General features: G+C 64.4%; 12 protein-coding genes and 1 pseudogene. 10 read left to right on the top strand and 3 right to left on the bottom strand.

Annotated features, from left to right (window positions below; all coding sequences use genetic code 11):
• Positions 1-189 precede the first annotated feature (189 nt).
• The 3 genes from WCB02_RS17875 to WCB02_RS17865 are packed head-to-tail and all read left to right on the top strand — an operon-like array spanning position 190 to position 3397.
• Positions 190-1239, top strand: coding sequence for a type III polyketide synthase (locus tag WCB02_RS17875; RefSeq protein WP_423960013.1), 1050 nt, complete (start codon positions 190-192; stop codon positions 1237-1239).
• On the top strand, positions 1236-1775 hold the full coding sequence (locus WCB02_RS17870; RefSeq protein ID WP_423960011.1) for an isoprenylcysteine carboxyl methyltransferase family protein: 540 nt from the start codon (positions 1236-1238) through the stop codon (positions 1773-1775). Before WCB02_RS17875 ends, WCB02_RS17870 begins: the two co-directional genes overlap by 4 nt.
• Positions 1772-3397, top strand: coding sequence for a DHA2 family efflux MFS transporter permease subunit (locus tag WCB02_RS17865; RefSeq protein ID WP_423960009.1), 1626 nt, complete (start codon positions 1772-1774; stop codon positions 3395-3397). The genes WCB02_RS17870 and WCB02_RS17865 overlap by 4 nt, the downstream gene beginning before the upstream one ends.
• Positions 3398-3412: 15 nt before the next feature.
• Here WCB02_RS17865 and WCB02_RS17860 read toward each other — a convergent pair whose 3' ends face one another.
• Together WCB02_RS17860 and WCB02_RS17855 are read right to left on the bottom strand one after the other, a co-directional pair.
• Positions 3413-4168: a sulfate transporter family protein gene (locus WCB02_RS17860; protein WP_423960007.1), complete on the bottom strand. Its 756-nt coding sequence runs from the start codon at positions 4166-4168 to the stop codon at positions 3413-3415.
• A gap of 143 nt (positions 4169-4311) precedes the next feature.
• Entirely contained in the window at positions 4312-4674 is a 363-nt protein-coding gene (locus WCB02_RS17855) for an Hpt domain-containing protein (RefSeq protein WP_423960004.1), read from the bottom strand.
• A 310-nt stretch (positions 4675-4984) separates the two neighbouring features.
• Here WCB02_RS17855 and WCB02_RS17850 point away from each other — a divergent pair, with 310 nt between their 5' ends.
• The 7 genes and pseudogenes from WCB02_RS17850 (at position 4985) to WCB02_RS17820 (ending at position 12077) form a co-directional block, all read left to right on the top strand.
• Positions 4985-5440, top strand: a complete 456-nt coding sequence (locus WCB02_RS17850) for a response regulator (protein WP_423960003.1) — start codon at positions 4985-4987, stop codon at positions 5438-5440.
• Between the two features lie 477 nt (positions 5441-5917).
• A pseudogene (locus WCB02_RS17845) lies at positions 5918-6130 on the top strand (helix-turn-helix domain-containing protein); the annotation flags it as partial.
• Between the two features lie 30 nt (positions 6131-6160).
• A complete protein-coding gene (locus WCB02_RS17840; RefSeq protein ID WP_423960001.1) occupies positions 6161-8038 on the top strand; it encodes an ATP-binding protein in 1878 nt (625 codons plus the stop codon).
• A gap of 10 nt (positions 8039-8048) precedes the next feature.
• Complete coding sequence (locus tag WCB02_RS17835; RefSeq protein WP_423959999.1) at positions 8049-8756, top strand: response regulator; 708 nt, start codon at positions 8049-8051, stop codon at positions 8754-8756.
• A 109-nt stretch (positions 8757-8865) separates the two neighbouring features.
• Positions 8866-9786, top strand: coding sequence for a response regulator (locus tag WCB02_RS17830; protein WP_423959997.1), 921 nt, complete (start codon positions 8866-8868; stop codon positions 9784-9786).
• A gap of 165 nt (positions 9787-9951) precedes the next feature.
• Positions 9952-11133: a CaiB/BaiF CoA transferase family protein gene (locus WCB02_RS17825; RefSeq protein WP_423959994.1), complete on the top strand. Its 1182-nt coding sequence runs from the start codon at positions 9952-9954 to the stop codon at positions 11131-11133.
• The gene (locus WCB02_RS17820; protein WP_423959992.1) at positions 11130-12077 is read left to right on the top strand and encodes a hydroxymethylglutaryl-CoA lyase; all 948 of its coding nucleotides are present in this window, start codon (positions 11130-11132) and stop codon (positions 12075-12077) included. The genes WCB02_RS17825 and WCB02_RS17820 overlap by 4 nt, the downstream gene beginning before the upstream one ends.
• 17 nt (positions 12078-12094) lie before the next feature.
• On the opposite strand, the gene WCB02_RS17815 is transcribed toward WCB02_RS17820, so the two are convergent.
• On the bottom strand, positions 12095-14378 hold a 2284-nt coding region (locus WCB02_RS17815), incomplete at its 5' end, for a heavy metal translocating P-type ATPase (protein WP_423959991.1).

The following is a 14378-nucleotide window of genomic DNA, read 5'->3' as shown; positions in this document are numbered from 1 at the left end:
CGAAGGGAGGCTGCCCGCTGCCGGCGCGGTAGAGCACCTTCGGCCCGGCCCGCCCGCAGCCATCGTTGCAGCAAACCAGCGCCGCATTCAACTTATAGTGAATGCAGCCCTCGGCTTGCGGACCGCTGCGGTCGAAATATTAGCACCGTTGCGCGGTTCAGTAGGTCAGGGTCAAACAGGGGATAGCAGATGAACCACACGGCCGCGCTCGTTTCACTGGCGACCTCGGTTCCACCCCACCAATTCCATCAGAAGCAGATTCTCGAAGCCGCCTGGGCCGTGCTCGGCCGCTACGAGCAGTTCGAAACCCTCTCGAGCCTGTTTTCAAATACCGGCATTCGTAATCGATACGGCGTCAAGCCGATCGAATGGTATCTCGAGCCGCGCGGCTGGCCCGAGCGCACCGAAGCTTTCCTGCAAGGTGGGGAATCCCTGTTCATAGATGTTGCCCGCAAAGCCATTGCCGGGGCCGACCTCGATGCCTCCGAGATCGACACCGTGGTGACGGTCTGTTCGACCGGCATTGCGACGCCGACTCTGGAAGCGCGCGTTGCCGGCAAGATGGGGTTTCGCAGCGACGTGTCGCGGGTACCGGTGTTCGGGCTTGGATGCGCGGGGGGCGTATCGGGATTGTCGATCGCCGCGCGGCTGGCGCAATCGCGGCCCGGCACCAACGTGCTCATGGTGGCGCTCGAACTCTGCACGCTGGCGGTCCGCCACGACGAACTGACCAAGGCCAACATCGTCGCCGCGAGCCTGTTCGGCGATGGCGCGGCAGCCATCGTGCTGCGCGCCGGCGACGGCGGCGCGACGCAGGTCGAGGCGACCGGCGAGAAGCTGTGGCCCGATACGCTCGACATCATGGGCTGGAGCGTCGATCCGGAAGGGTTCGGGGTGATCTTCCAGCGTACGATTCCGGATTTCGTCAGGGACAATATGGGACCGGCCGTCGCCGAGATCGTCGCGCGGATGAAGCTCCCGATCGGCGAGATCGATCGCTTCATCTGCCATCCCGGCGGCAGCAAGGTCATCACCGCGCTGGAGCGCGCGCTCTCGCTCGGTCAGGGCACGCTCGATCATGAGCGCGACGTCATCGCCGACTATGGCAACATGTCGGCGCCGACAGTGTTGTTCGTGCTCGAACGCGCCCGGGCGCGAGGGTTGCCGCCACGGTCGCTCCTGACCGCGCTTGGCCCCGGTTTCACCGCAAGCTGCGTCGCGCTACGGCACGCCGCGTGAGCCTCGCCGCCATCATCCTGTTGCTCGTGACGCTGCAGCGGCTCGGCGAACTCGTTCTCGCACGCCGTAATACCGAGCGGCTGAAGGCGCGCGGCGCGATCGAGATCGGCGCGCGCCACTATCCCCTGATCGTGTCCGTTCACGCTGCCTGGCTGATCGCTCTGTGGATCCTGGGCCTCGATCAGTCGGTCAATCTTGTCCTGCTTGCGGTTTTCGTGATGCTGCAAGGCTTGCGGCTGTGGGTGCTCGCCACGCTCAGATCGCGCTGGACCACCCGGATCATCGTGTTGCCGGGCGAGTCATTGGTGAACTCGGGGCCGTACCGGTATATTTCGCATCCCAACTATGCCATTGTGACCGCGGAGATCGCGGTCCTGCCCCTTGCCCTTCATCTGCCGGTCGTAGCCCTGCTGTTCACGATTCTGAACGCGATGGTGCTGAGCATCCGGCTCCGCGCCGAAGGCCGCGCGCTTGTTGCCGTGAGCGCCAGCGCTGTGACCGCCGGCAACGGAGTGCCCGCGCGCGCCACGTCATGAGCGAACCGTACACGTCTCACACGGACGTCCCGACAGGCGCGATCCCGAAAGTCGCGACTTGGGCCGCCTTCCTGCTGATGTGTCTCGGCATGTTCATGGCGATTCTCGACATCCAGGTGGTGGCGACGTCGCTGCCGACGATTCAGCAAGCGCTCGGCATTTCGCCGGATATGATGAGCTGGATTCAGACGGCCTATCTGATCGCCGAAGTCATCGCGATCCCGCTGACCGGTCTGCTCACCCGCGTTCTGACCTTGCGCTGGCTGTTTGCCGTCGCCGTCAGCCTGTTCACGCTGGCGTCGATCGGCTGCGCGCTCAGCGGCGGGTTTGCCGTGCTGCTGGTATTTCGCGTGCTGCAGGGATTTTCCGGCGGCGTGCTGATCCCGGCGGTTTTTTCCGCGGTGTTCCTGCTGTTTCCACCCCGGCTCCACGCGGTCGCGACGGCCGTGGGCGGCATCGTCGCGGTTCTGGCGCCAACCGTCGGGCCGGTGGTCGGCGGCTTCATCACGGAGACCTGGTCCTGGCCGTGGCTGTTCCTGATCAACGTGATTCCTGGAATGGTCGCGGCGTCGGCGACGCCATTCGTGCTGCCGCGTCAGCGAACCGACCTCGGTGAACTTGCCAAGCTCGATGTCCGTGCGCTGTTGCTGATGGCGGTGGCGCTGGCGAGCCTCGAGATCGGGCTGAAGCAGGCGCCGCAGCGCGGCTGGCTGTCGCTGTCCTGCGCGGGCCTGCTGCTGGTGAGCGCGATCGGCGGAAGCATTTGGACCTACCGAACGCGCTGCGCCTCGCATCCGATCGTGCGGCTGGCGGTGCTCAAGCGGCGCTCGTTCGCGGTCGGCTGCGCCTTGAGCTTTTGTCTGGGCGTCGGACTGTTCGGATCGGTCTATCTGATGCCGGTATTTCTCTCCTTCGTGCGCGGCCATGACGCGTATGAGATCGGGGCCATCATGCTGGTGACGGGCGCCGCCCAGCTCATCACCGCGCCGTTTGCCGCGCTGCTGGAAGGCCGGATCGGCGCGCGGCCGTTGACGGCGGCCGGCTTTGCCCTGTTCGCGGTCGGGCTGGGTTTGAGCTACTTTCAGCCGCGGGTGGCCGATTTCGACGAGATGCTGTGGCCGCAGATCCTGCGCGGCATCGCCATCATGTTCTGCCTGCTGCCGCCGACCCGCATTGCGCTTGGCGCGTTGCCGGAAGCCGAGGTGGCCGATGCCAGCGGCCTCTTCAACCTGATGCGCAACCTCGGCGGCGCGATCGGTATCGCCATGATCGACAGCATCCTGTACGGCCGGGTCGGAACCTATGCCGAGAATTTTCGCGACCGGCTGATGGCAGGTGACGTCACGGCCGCGAACGCGATTGGGCTGAGTGCGAAGATGTTTGCCAACAGGCCGGCGGGTCCGCCCGATGCCGCTACCATCGCGTTCGTGCGACCGATGGTCGAACGGGCGTCGCTCGCGCTATGCGTCAACGAGGCCTGGGCGATGCTGGCCTGTGTCGCGATCGTGGGCCTTCTGCTGGTGCCGTTCGCCCGCGATGCCGCCGAACCCCGACGCGCGAGCCTGTTCCGCAAGAGCTTGTCGCGGTATCTCGCAAAGGATCACGCGCAAACGATCGGCTGACGTCGCGTCCCGACATCAGCGTGCGCTCGGGACCCGGTTCTGGCGCCGCGGCTCGATCAGTTCGGGCCGCGAACCCGAGAGACGCTTGTGCATGTGGACCATCAAGGCCATGCCGAACAGCGGCGTCGCCAGATTGACGACCGGGATCGACACGAACGCCGCGATGATGAGCCCCGCGGCAAAGATGGTGGTCGCGTTGTCCTTGCGCATCAGCTTGGCTTCCGCGGGTGGCCGGAAGCGCATCGCCGCCAGCTCGAAATATTGTTTGCCCAGCAGCCATCCGGTTGCGATGAAGAAGGCCAGGAACCCTGCCCCCGCGACGAAGATGAACGGCAACGCGATTAAATAGACGACGATCGTCAGCAGCGCGGTCTTGACGCCCTCGCTCGCGGCGAGCGTCAGCGGCAGCGCGACGCCGGGATGTTCCGCCGGATAATATTCCCGCTCGACATGGTCTGCGATGTCATCGACAAAGAAGCTGGCGATCAGCGAGGTGATCGCCGGCATCAGGAAGATGCCGCCGAGCACGACGCCGAGGCCGGCCGCGATCGAGACGATCCAGGCGAGCAGATTGAGCGGAGTATGGAAGCCCGGGCCAAGCATGGTCTCGGCCCAGGTCTCGCCGTGGCTGGCGAACCAGCCCAACAGACGCTGCAGCCCGATCGCAAGCACGGCGATCAGCACCAGCGCGAGCCCGATCGACCGCCACAGGATCGAACGCATCGGCGGCGATAGCATTTGCGAAAGCGCCTTGACGGCGGCGTCCAGCATGGCGGTCTATCCTCGAGCGAAAACCCCCGCGAGAGGTAGACATGTTCGACGGCATCGGCAAGGGCCGTTCCGCAAGCAGACCCGCCGACCGTGACACGCGCGGGCTCGTGGTTCTGCCGGTCCCCGGCTGGCAAAAACGCCCGCTAGCCGCCGCGCTGATACATCACGCGCAACTCTGACGCGGCGACATCCCGCAACCGCGCGAGCGCTTGCTTCAGGCTCCTGACTTCGGTCTCTGTGAGACCGCGCTCTTCGTGGTAGGCCTGTATCAGAGCAGATTCGGCGGCGTGCGCGGCTTCGCCGGTCGCAGCGAAGCCCACCGTTGCTCCGACACCGTAGATGCCGTGCAAGTGCCGATAGGCATTCGAGACGGTCTTGATCCCACTGCTGTCGCCGCGCGACATCCGGCCGGCCGACATCATCGTCGTCTCGATCTTGTTCTCGAGCGTTGTCGCGAAGCGGTGCCGCACCCTGGCCACGCACATCTCGAACCGATCGGTATACATGCGTTCCTCCTCTTGTTGCCTTGATGCGAGTGTTCAGCAGAGGAATTAACCGGGGGGCACGTTTCCCGATCAATTTGATTCGAAAAACCAAGCGCTCGCCCGAACGTGGCCGCCGGCAATCGTGATACTCAGGCCGGCCCTCAAGTGCCCGGCACGGTGCACACTGGTACGTGTGACTGATCTCTCATGCGCTGATTACGTGTTTGTACGGAACAGAAACTTAACGCCCGGGTCAGCGGGATCGAGCCAGACTCGCCCTTCGAGACTGAATCGCGAAAGCTGATATTAGCGCGCGTGACGCGAGGCTCTCATGGAATTCTCGCCGCCAGGGATCACCGATGGGATTCGTCATCCCGCGACGCAGCCGAAGCGTATCCTGGTCATCGACGATGATCCCTGTGTCGGCGCAGCGATCGGGGCCATCCTGGCCGGCTTCAACTACGAGACCGTTCATGAATCTCGCGCCTATGCCGGCATTCAAACGCTCAGGCAGTCGGTTTTTGACGTCGTGATGATCGATATCTTCCTCCCGGGATTGAGCGGGCTCGATGCCATCGGATATGTCCGCAGCGGCTCGTCGATTCCGATCATCGCCATGTCGGGTTTTCGACTCCGGAGCTCGATCGAACCGGTGGACTATCTTGGAATGGCAACGCAGCGGGGCGCCACGTTGTGCATGCGCAAGCCGTTCAGGCCCGCGCAACTGATAGAGGCTGTCGATTCGAGCGGCAGCCTACGGCCCCCGATTAAATCGCCAATTTGTTGAAGGATGGGTACATTGTCGCAGACGGAGAAAGTGATGTCCGCATTTCCATCGGAGAGGCCGGCTGGTGAAGAGCGGGCGGCCGCCGATCTTGCGGTGCGTCCCCTCGATGAGCCGCGTGCGTACTCGGCAAGCGAAATCGGCGCTGCGATTGCGCATGAACTCAATGGACCGCTAACTGCCCTCATTCTCTATATCGGATACATCGAGCAGAACAGCCATCGCTTTGCCGGCACGGATATTGATGCCGAGCGGGTCAAGCGAGTCGTTGAAAGCGCCGTCCAGGAAGCCGAGCAGCTCTGCTCGCTGGTCCATCGCATGGGCGACGCCTTCGAGGCGCCGCTTCGGAAGGAGACGGCGGTCACCGAGGCGCGCGACGCCATTGCCTGGTGGTCGAAAGCAAGCGATCCCGAAGGTAAATCGCGAAACGAGGCCACGAGCCGTACGGTCGGCGACTTGCGCCAGCCTTCGCTGCAATCGCTGACTCGACGCGAGCGCGAGGTCCTGCGCCTGGTCAGCGAGGGCTATTCCAACAAGGAAGGCGCCGCGCTGATGAACATCAGTTACCGGACCTTCGAATGCCACCGCGCGGAAGTCATGCGAAAGCTCGGCGCCAGGAATACCGCGGAGCTCGTTCGCTTCGCCCTGCTGGGCGCCATTGGATCCGCGCTGCCAGAGCCGCCCGGTGCTTAGCGCGAACCTTTCAAAATACTGGACAAGCCGATGCCCACCATAAGCCCGTACATCGCCGAGCAGGGCTTCGCGCAAGAGATGTTCCGACTTGCCGTCGAGGCCTGTCCGAGCGGCATGGTGATGATCGATCACGAGGGTAAGCTCGTGATGGTCAACACGGAGGTCGAGCGCCAGTTCGGCTATCCGCGTGATGAACTGATCGGGCAGTCGGTCGACATTCTGGTACCGGAGCGGCTGCGGGCACAGCACCGCCGCCATCGCCAGCATTTCTCGTCCAAACCTGAAAGCAGGTCCATCGGCGCGGGTCGTGATTTGTTCGCATGCCGCAAAGATGGTAGCGAGTTTCCAGTCGAAGTCGGCCTTAACCCGATCCAGGCCGGCGGTCGTTTGCTGGTGCTCGGCGTCATCGTCGATATCAGTCAGCGCAAGCATATGGAGCGTCTGAAAGACGAATTCGTCGCAACCGTCAGTCACGAGCTGCGTACGCCGCTGACGTCGATCGCCGGATCGCTCGGCCTCTTGATCGGTCAGTGGTCGAACAATCTGCCGGAGCCGGCGACACGTCTGGTTTCAATTGCTCATAAGAACATCCAGCGCCTGGTTCGCCTGATCAACGATATTCTGGATATCGAAAAGCTGGAGTCCGGCCGCGTCGTGTTCAATTTCGCCCGAGTCGGCCTGCGTCAGCTCGTGGAGCAGGCGATAGAGGATAATCGGGGCTTTGCCGGGGAATTCGCCGTTCGTTTGCGGCTGAAGGCCGGTTCGAGTGAGGCCGAAGTCAGCGCGGACCCGGATCGCTTGTCGCAGATCCTCACGAACCTGCTGTCGAATGCGGTCAAATTCTCGCCAAGGGAAGGCGAGGTGGTTATCGCCGTGGAAAAGCTGGGTCAGCTGTGCCGGGTTTCCGTGCGCGATCAGGGTCCGGGGATTCCGGAGGAATTCAAACCGCGCATCTTCGGGAAATTTGCACAGGCCGATGGGACGAGCGCGCGGCGCAAGGGAGGGACCGGGCTTGGCCTCAGCATCGCGAAACAGATCGTCGAACGGCTTGGCGGCCAGATCGGCTTTGACGACGCGCCAGGCTGCGGAACCGTCTTCTTCGTCGAGTTGCCGGCCTGGGATGGTAGCGCCGGCGGTGAAATAGATGTCGACCTGGACAGATCCCCGCCGCGGCTCCTGCTCTGCGACGACGACCCTGCCGTGGCGAAGGCCGTGCGTCGACGGCTGCGTCCTTCCGGGTTTGCGGTCGACTTCGCCCACACGCCGGATTCTGCGATCATGCGCGTCAGCGCCACCCGCTATGCCGCGATCCTCGTTGATCTCAGGCTCCGCGACGCCGACGGCATGGATTTGATCGTGCAGTTGCGCGCTCAGCCACACAACAGCAAGACGCCGGTCGTCGTGATCTCGGGGGATCCCGGGCGCGGGCGCGAGGATGTGCGCGCGCCTCTCCTCGATATCCTGGAATGGTTCGATAAGCCGATCGACTTCGCGCGCCTGGTCAAAGTCCTTCAGACCGCCATTTCCGCGCAGCGCGCGCGACCGCTCGTCCTTCACGTCGACGATGATCCCGAGGTTGCCGCATTGGTCGCGCGCCAGCTCAGCGCACTGGCGGACGTCAAATCGGCGGACAGCCTTGCGGAAGCGTTGCATGCGCTGGCCGGCCGTCATGTCGATCTCGTGATCCTTGATCTTGCGCTTGGCGACGACTCCGGTCTCGACTTGCTGCCGGAATTTCGTGATGCGGTCGGCAACCCCATTCCGGTCATTGTGTTCTCGAGCCACGCCCTCGAGGCGCCATGCAGCGTCCAGATCGGCGCCGCCTTGTCCAAGGCAAACTCTCCGCTCGAAAGACTGGAACATGCCGTCCGCGACCGTCTGGCACTGCTGCCCGCGCAGGTGGCATGAGGAGATCAACATGGCTGCAATCCGCGTGCTTCACATCGATGACGAAGCCGATCTTCGTGAAATCATCGAGATTTCGCTCGGGCTCGATCCGACCTTTGCGATTCGAAGCTGTGAATCGGGCCCCGAAGGGATGGTGGTTGCCGCGGAGTGGAATCCCGATGTCATCCTTCTGGACGTCATGATGCCGGTGATGGATGGACCCGCGACCCTCGCTGCGCTGCGCGGCGATCCGAGCACGGCCGGCATTCCCGTGATCTTCATGACGGCCCGGGCACAGGCCCGCGAGCTCGATCGCCTCCGCGCGCTCGGCGCGATTGGTGTGATCGCAAAGCCGTTCGATCCGATGACGCTTGCGGCCGCAGTCCGAACCTACCTCCAGCCGCTGGTCGATCCGCTTGAGGACCTGCGGGCACGTTTCCTGCTGCGGGTCCGCCGGGATATCGCGGCGCTGTCGGCGCATCAGGCTGCACTGAGGGCTGGCATGGCGCCGGCGCAGACGCTGGATCATATCAAACAGCTCGCTCACAGTCTCTCCGGTGCCGGCGGCATCTATGGATTTCCGGAAATCAGCGATGCCGCCGCGGCGGTGGAGGATGCCGCTCTCGACCGGATGACTGCCGCCGGATCCGACGAGATGCTCGCAGGTGCGCTCGACGGCCTCATTGCGCTTGCGCCGTCCGACCTGGTCCGTCAGCCGGAGCAGGCGGTTACGCGCTAGTACCTAGCCAAACCTTAGCCAAGCATTAGTCCATTGGCGCTGAGATCGACGTCGAAATGCCGGGCAGCTTTCTGTCACGAACCCGGCAATCGGTAACAGGAGCGCCACCATGCTGCAGTCTGCACTCGAGATCGACCGGCCCGTCGCCCAACCCGAGATCATCGAATTTCGTTCGGCCCACCAGGCCCCGCGGATGCTCATCGCGGATGACGACCCTTGCGTGCTGCGACTGCTGGCGGACCATTGCGCGCGCATGGGCTTCAGCGTGGATACCGCTTGCAATGGAATCCAGGCGCTTCTCAAGGCCAACAAGACCAAGCCGGAGATCATCGTCATCGACGTCAACATGCCCGAGGTCGACGGCCTGTCAGCCTGCGCGCATCTGCTCGGTCCGGACCGGTCACCGGTCAATGTGATCGTGATCACGGGCAGCAGGGATCGGGAGACACTGGAGCGGTGTGAAGGCTTCGGCGCCTATTACGCGCGCAAGGGGCCGAATTTCTGGAGCGATCTGGAATCGGCGCTGCTGGAAATCCAGCCTCGCATGGCCGGGCAGATTCTGCAGTGCAACATGCCCGAGGCGGTTCCCGTCCGGCTCCGCCCTCGTGTGCTGCTTGTCGATGACGACGACGACATCAACCGGCTGCTCTCGACCCGGCTTGGCAAATGCGGGATCGATGTGGCCTATGCGCCGGATGCGGCTCACGGCCTCCGCATGGCCGCCCGCGAGGAGCCCGCCGTCATCGTGACGGACTATTTCATGCCGAACGGCGACGCGCTGTATTTCCTGACGCGACTGCGTACATCGCAGGCGACCGCCCGAATTCCGGTCATTGTCTTGTCCGGACGGCAACTCAACGAAGTGACCGTTCAAGACCTGAAGCGGACCATCCACGGCCGCCCCGGCGCCTGCCATATCCTGGCGAAATCCGGGGATACGTCGGTGCTGTTCGAGACGTTGCGAAAATTCTGCGGCTTCGAGCCGGCAAGCATCGAACCGATGTTTCGGCAAAGTCGCCTGCCCCGTTGATGTCGACGCATCACGGTTGGCGAACCCGCCGGTCGCGGAGCTCCCATGCCGCCCTGCGGTTCGGGCCATGCGCACGCAATGCGTCCCTTCGCCAGATTGGGTTGTCCCTGGTCGGTCCGGAGGCCTAGTCTGCGGGCCAAAGATCGAATGGCACGGGAGACAGGGATGGCCGGGACGGGATTGCCACTGGACGGCGTGAGGGTTGTAGAAATGACCCACATGGTGATGGGCCCGTCCTGCGGCATGATTCTGGCGCAACTCGGGGCCGAGGTGATCAAGGTCGAGCCGCCCGCGGGCGACAAGACCCGCAGTCTCGGTGGCATGGGAACGTCGTTTTTCCCGCTGTTCAACCGGGGCAAGCGCAGCGTCGTGCTCGACTTCGATGTTCCTGCGGATCGCGAGACCATGCACCGGCTGCTGGCGACCGCCGACGTGTTCCTGGAGAATTTTCGCGATGGCCTGCTGGAAAAGCAGGGGCTCGGCAGCGACGAGCTGCATCGCCGCCACCCGCATCTGATCGTCGCCGGCCACAAGGGCTTTCTGTCCGGTCCCTACGAACATCGTCCGGCACTCGACGAAGTCGTGCAGATGATGTCGGGCCTTGCCGCCATGACCGGCACGAAGGAAAAGCCGCAGCGGGTGGGCTCGTCCGCCAACGACATCATGGGCGGCATGTTCGGGGTGATCTCGATCCTCGCCGCGCTTTATCAGAAGCGGGGTGGCCGCACCGAGGGCGCCGACATCCGGATCGGCCTGTTCGAGAATTGCCTGTTGCTGGTCGCCCAGCACATGGTGGAATATGAGATGACCGGCAACAAGCCGCGCTCGATGCCCGAGCGTGAGCATGCCTGGCCGATCTACGACATCTTCGCTACGGCCGATGGCAATCGTATCTTTATCGGCGTCGTCACCGAAGGCCACTGGCAGAGCTTTTGCCGGGAGTTCGGCCTGCAGGAGTTCCTCGAGGATCCGACGCTGTGCACCACGACCGACCGGATTCTGGCGCGCGCGAAGATCATCCCGCGCGCGGTCGAGGCGATCGGGCGCTGCACCATGGCCGAGCTTTGCGCGAAACTCGATCGGCTCAACATCTGCTTTTCACCGATCAACCGTCCCGAGGATCTGTTCGATGATCCCCACGTGCTGCGCCTTGGCGGGCTGGTCAACAACGTCGACGCCGATGGCACGGCGTTCCGCGTTCCGGCCCTGCCTGTCGAGTGGAACGGCGCCCATCTCGGCGAGGGCCTGAAAGTGGCCGCACTCGGGGCCGACACCTTGGCGGTGCGCGCCGAACTCGAACTCCCTGAAATCCCGTCCACCGCCAAAGCCGCTGGGAGGCGCGCATGATCCGGGTTCAAGACGTCTATCCCGAGGGCCGCATCAGCTTGCGCGAAGTGGGCCTGCGCGACGGCCTGCAGCTGGTGAAGAGTTTTCCTTCGACCGCTGCGAAGCAGCGTTGGATCGGTGAAGAATATGCCGCCGGCGTCCGGCATTTCGAGGTCGGCTCATTCTTGCCGGCGAAGACCTTTCCGCAATTTGCCGACGTCCGCGAACTCGTGAAGGCGGTCACCGAGTTGCCGAGCGCGCACGGCATCGTGCTGGCGCTCAACGAGCGCGGCGTCAACGAGGCGCTGGCCTCCGGCGTTGCCGAGATCGCCTCGGTGGTGTCGGCGACCGAGGAGCACAGCCACGCCAACGCCAATCGCTCGCGCGAGCAGGCGATCGCCAATATCAGGCGGCTGTGCGAACTGCGCGATGCGAGTCCGCACGAGCCGATCGTGCATGCCGCGATCTCGATGGCGCTCGGCTGCTCGATCGCCGGGGCGGTGGACCCCGACGAAGTGCTGCGGCTGGTCGAGAAATGTCTTGCGGCCGGCGTTGACGCCGTGGGCATCGCCGACACCGTCGGCTATGCCGGGCCGAAACAGGTCGGCGATCTGACCAGGGCGGCCGTGCGGTTGGCCGGTTCAAAGCCGATCTGCGTTCACCTGCATGATACCCGCGGCATGGGGATTGCGAATGCATCCGCCGCGCTGGACGCGGGCGCGCGAATTCTCGACGGCTCGCTGGCCGGCCTCGGCGGTTGTCCGTTCGCGCCGGGCGCGACCGGCAATGTGGTGTTCGAGGACCTGGTGTTCCTGTGCGAGAGCAAGGGATTTCCAACCGGCATCGACATCGAGAAGCTGATCGCGGTGCGCGCGATCCTGCGCGCAGAGATGCCGAACGAGCCGCTCTATGGCGGGCTGGCGCGCGCCGGCCTGCCCCGCGCGCCGGCCGCGAAAGCTGCTTGAACTTAACGCGGATCGCGTTAGAGCCGGGTCCCGCGTAGCCGCAAGGCGTTGCCGACCACGCTGACCGACGACAGCGCCATCGCGGCCGCAGCGATGATCGGCGACAGCAGGATGCCGAAGGCGGGATAAAGAATGCCCGCGGCGATTGGGACACCGGCCGAGTTGTAGATGAAGGCAAAGAACAAGTTCTGGCGGATATTGCCCATCGTCGCCTGCGACAGTTTTCGCGCGCGCACGATGCCGCCGAGATCGCCTTTCAACAATGTGATGCCGGCGCTTTCCATGGCGACGTCCGTGCCGGTTCCCATGGCGATGCCGACGTCGGCCGCGGCCAGTGCCGGCGCGTCGTTGACGCCGTCGCCGGCCATGGCGACGATCCTGCCGGCTTTGCGCAGCTTCGCGACCACCGCGCTCTTCTGATCCGGCAGCACCTCCGCCTCGACATCGGATATTCCAAGCCGGCGCGCCACGGCATTCGCCGTGCTCCGATTATCCCCAGTCAGCATGATCACCTTGATGCCCTCGGCGGCCAGCGCTTTCAAGGCCTCCGGCGTCGACGGCTTGACGGGATCGGCGATTGCAAACAAACCTGCAAGGCGGCCGTCGATGGCAAGCGCGATGACGGTTGCACCGTCGGCGCGCAGCCGTTCGGCCTCACTGTCGAGTGCAGCGGTATCGACGCCGATTGATGCGAGGTATTTTGCGTTTCCGATCGCGATGATCTTGCCGTCGACTTTGCCGGTCGCGCCCTTGCCGGTCGGCGCATCGAACCCGTCGACCTGGCCAAGCGCGAGCTGGCGTTCGCGCGCCGACCGCACGATCGCATCAGCCAGCGGATGTTCGCTCGCCCGCTCGACACTGGCCGCGAGCCGCAGGATCTCGTTGTCGTCAAGTCCGGGGACCGGCACGATCGCGGTCACTCTTGGCTTGCCTTCGGTCAGTGTGCCGGTCTTGTCGACCACGAGAGTGTCGATCCTTTCCATCCGTTCCAGCGCCTCGGCATTCTTGATCAGCACGCCGGCCTGCGCCCCGCGGCCGACACCGACCATGATCGACATCGGCGTCGCAAGGCCGAGCGCGCAGGGGCAGGCGATGATCAGGACGCTGACGGCGGCGACCAGGCCGAACGCCATCCGGGGTTCTGGTCCGAAGGTTGCCCACGCGGCAAAAGCCGCGACGGCAACGAGCATCACGGTCGGCACAAACCAGCCCGCGACCCGATCAGCCAATCGCTGGATCGGCGCTCGCGAGCGCTGCGCATCGGCGACCATCTGGACGATCTGCGAGAGCAGCGTGTCGCGCCCGACCTTGTCGGCGCGCATGACGAAGCCGCCGGACTGATTGAGCGTACCCGCGATCACCTTGCCGCCGGTTTCCCTGGTGACCGGCATGGATTCGCCCGTGACCAGCGATTCATCGAGTGCGGAACGGCCGTCCAGGATCACGCCGTCGACCGGCACCTTCTCGCCCGGCCGTACCCGCAACCGATCGCCGACGTTGAGGGCGTCGATCTCGACCTCATGGTCGGCGCCGTCAGTATCGATGCGACGCGCAGTCTTCGGCGCCAGCTGCAGCAGTGCCTTGATCGCGCCCGACGTCGCCTCGCGCGCGCGCAGCTCCAGCATTTGGCCGAGCAGCACCAGCACGGTAATGACGCTGGCGGCCTCGAAATAGACCGCGACCGCGCCGCCGTGCCCGCGGAAGGCCGTCGGGAAAAGCTGTGGTGCGATGGTGCCGATGATGCTGTAAATGTAAGCAACCCCGGTGCCGATCGCGATCAGCGTGAACATGTTGAGATGGCGCGTGACAAGCGATTGCCAGCCGCGCACAAAGAATGGCCGACCGGCCCACAGCACCACGGGTGTCGCGAAGACGAGCTGGATCCAGTTCGACAGGCTCGGATCAATCAGCCCATGGCCGCCGACGAAATGGCCGCCCATCTCCAGGACCACCGTGGGAACGGACAGCACGGCGCCGGTCCAGAACCGCCGGGTCATGTCGGCCGATTCCGGATTGGGCGATGCGTCCAGGCTCGCGATCTCCGGTTCCAGCGCCATGCCGCAGATCGGGCAGCTCCCTGGGCCGACCTGCCGGATTTCGGGATGCATGGGGCAGGTATAGATCGCACCCTTGACGACCTCGGGCTGCGGCCCGTTCTTGTCGAGATCTTTCTTGTCGAGATATTTCGCGGGATTGGCGGCGAACTTGGTCCGGCAGGCGGCACAGCAGAAATGGAAGGTCTCGCCGCGGTGAGCGAAGCGATGTTTCGAGGTGGCCGGATCGACCGTCATGCCGCAGACG

The sequence above is a fragment of the Bradyrhizobium sp. genome (genome assembly GCF_049581145.1).
GTDB lineage: Bacteria > Pseudomonadota > Alphaproteobacteria > Rhizobiales > Xanthobacteraceae > Bradyrhizobium.
Note: the sequence above shows the minus strand (reverse complement) of the source record. Positions and strands in the feature narration are given on the sequence as shown.

Excerpts from the sequence above, each read along its gene's own strand:
- WCB02_RS17875 (WP_423960013.1), top strand. The coding sequence starts at position 190 with ATGAACCACACGGCCGCGCTCGTTTCACTGGCGACCTCGGTTCCACCC.
- WCB02_RS17865 (WP_423960009.1), top strand. The coding sequence starts at position 1,772 with ATGAGCGAACCGTACACGTCTCACACGGACGTCCCGACAGGCGCGATC.
- WCB02_RS17860 (WP_423960007.1), bottom strand. The coding sequence starts at position 4,168 with ATGCTGGACGCCGCCGTCAAGGCGCTTTCGCAAATGCTATCGCCGCCG.
- WCB02_RS17855 (WP_423960004.1), bottom strand. The coding sequence starts at position 4,674 with ATGTATACCGATCGGTTCGAGATGTGCGTGGCCAGGGTGCGGCACCGC.
- WCB02_RS17850 (WP_423960003.1), top strand. The coding sequence starts at position 4,985 with ATGGAATTCTCGCCGCCAGGGATCACCGATGGGATTCGTCATCCCGCG.
- WCB02_RS17840 (WP_423960001.1), top strand. The coding sequence starts at position 6,161 with ATGCCCACCATAAGCCCGTACATCGCCGAGCAGGGCTTCGCGCAAGAG.
- WCB02_RS17835 (WP_423959999.1), top strand. The coding sequence starts at position 8,049 with ATGGCTGCAATCCGCGTGCTTCACATCGATGACGAAGCCGATCTTCGT.
- WCB02_RS17830 (WP_423959997.1), top strand. The coding sequence starts at position 8,866 with ATGCTGCAGTCTGCACTCGAGATCGACCGGCCCGTCGCCCAACCCGAG.
- WCB02_RS17825 (WP_423959994.1), top strand. The coding sequence starts at position 9,952 with ATGGCCGGGACGGGATTGCCACTGGACGGCGTGAGGGTTGTAGAAATG.
- WCB02_RS17820 (WP_423959992.1), top strand. The coding sequence starts at position 11,130 with ATGATCCGGGTTCAAGACGTCTATCCCGAGGGCCGCATCAGCTTGCGC.